Origin of the sequence: Cupriavidus basilensis (assembly GCF_000876015.1) — a bacterium.
In the GTDB taxonomy this organism is placed as follows: Bacteria; Pseudomonadota; Gammaproteobacteria; order Burkholderiales; family Burkholderiaceae; genus Cupriavidus; species Cupriavidus basilensis_B.
The window spans coordinates 1-1,481 of the sequence record NZ_BBQM01000056.1 but is presented as its reverse complement, the minus strand read 5'-3'; the positions used below and the strand labels follow the sequence as shown (position 1 = coordinate 1,481).

The following is a 1,481-nucleotide window of genomic DNA, read 5'->3' as shown; positions in this document are numbered from 1 at the left end:
CATCGCCCGCCATGCCGCCGCAAGGCCCGACGCCACCGCCGTGATCTGCGGCGGCCAGACCCTGCGCTACGGCGAACTGCTCGCCCGCGCCGACCGCCTCGCCGCCGTGCTCCACGCGCGCGGCATCGGCACCGAGATCCGCGTCGGCATCGCGCTGTCCCGCTCGCCCGACATCCTCATCGCCCTGCTCGCCGTCATGCGCAGCGGCGCGGCTTACGTGCCGTTCGATCCGGCTTATCCGCCCGAGCGGCTGGCATACCTGTTCCGCGACAGCGCCATTGCGCTGCTCATCACCGAGACCGCCTTGCTCGATGCGCTGCCCGCGCCCGCCTCGCTGCCGGTGCTGACGCTCGACATGATGCCCGACAACATCGCCGCGCTGCCTGAACAGCCGGTGCACCGCGATCAGCTTGCCTATCTGATCTATACCTCCGGCTCCACCGGACAGCCGAAAGGCGTGTGCGTTTCCCACGGACCGCTTGCCATGCACGTGGCCGCCACCATCGACGCCTACGAGATGGGTGCGCATTCGCGCGAACTCCATTTCCTGTCCTTCGCCTTCGATGGCGCGCATGAGCGCTGGCTGTGCGCGCTCGCCTGCGGCGGAGCCCTCGTCCTGCGTGACGATACGCTGTGGACGCCCGAGCAGACCTGCGAAGCGCTGATCCGCCATCGCGTCACCAACGCCGGTTTCCCGCCCGCCTACCTGAAGCAGCTTGCCGAATGGTGCGCGCAAAGCGAGCAGCGGCCCGAGGTCTCGCTCTACTCCTTCGGTGGCGAGGCGATGCCGCGCCCGGCCTTCGAACTGGCGCGCCGCGCGCTGGCGCCGCGCACCTTCATCAACGGTTATGGCCCTACCGAAACGGTGGTCACGCCGATGGTGTGGAAAGTACGTGCCGACAGCGCGGAAGCCGACTTCGCCGGCACCTACGCGCCAATCGGCCGCCCGGTCGGCGCGCGCTGCGCTTACCTGCTCGATGCCGAGCTCAATCTCGTGCCGCCGGGCGTGGCTGGGGAGTTGTACCTCGGTGGCAATGGCCTCGCGCGCGGCTACCTGAACCGGCCCGGCATGACCGCCGAGCGTTTCGTGCCCGATCCGTTCTCCGACGGCGGCGCGCGCCTCTATCGCAGCGGCGACCTCGCGCGCTGGCTGCCGGACGGGCAACTCGAATACCTGGGACGCATCGACCAGCAACTCAAGATCCGCGGCTTCCGCATCGAGCCGGGCGAGATCGAGGCGCGTTTGCTGGCGCAGGCGGGTATCGCCAATGCGGCGGTGATCGCCGTCGACGGCCCGAACGGTGCCCGACTCGCTGCCTACGTGGTGCCGGCGGAGGGTTGCGTCGTGGATGTGGCGTCGCTGCGCGCGGCGCTGTCCGAGCAACTGCCCGACTACATGGTCCCCGCCGCCTTCGTCGTGCTCGCCGCGCTGCCGCTCACGCCCAACGGCAAGCTCGACCGCCGCGCCCTGCCCGCGCCCG

Annotated in this window: 1 protein-coding gene; it reads left to right on the top strand. The window is 70.2% G+C overall.

The genetic code is table 11. The features are described from left to right. Positions 1 to 1,481 (top strand): amino acid adenylation domain-containing protein (locus tag KF708C_RS34065; RefSeq protein ID WP_156174084.1); only part of this gene is annotated, 1,481 nt, incomplete at both ends.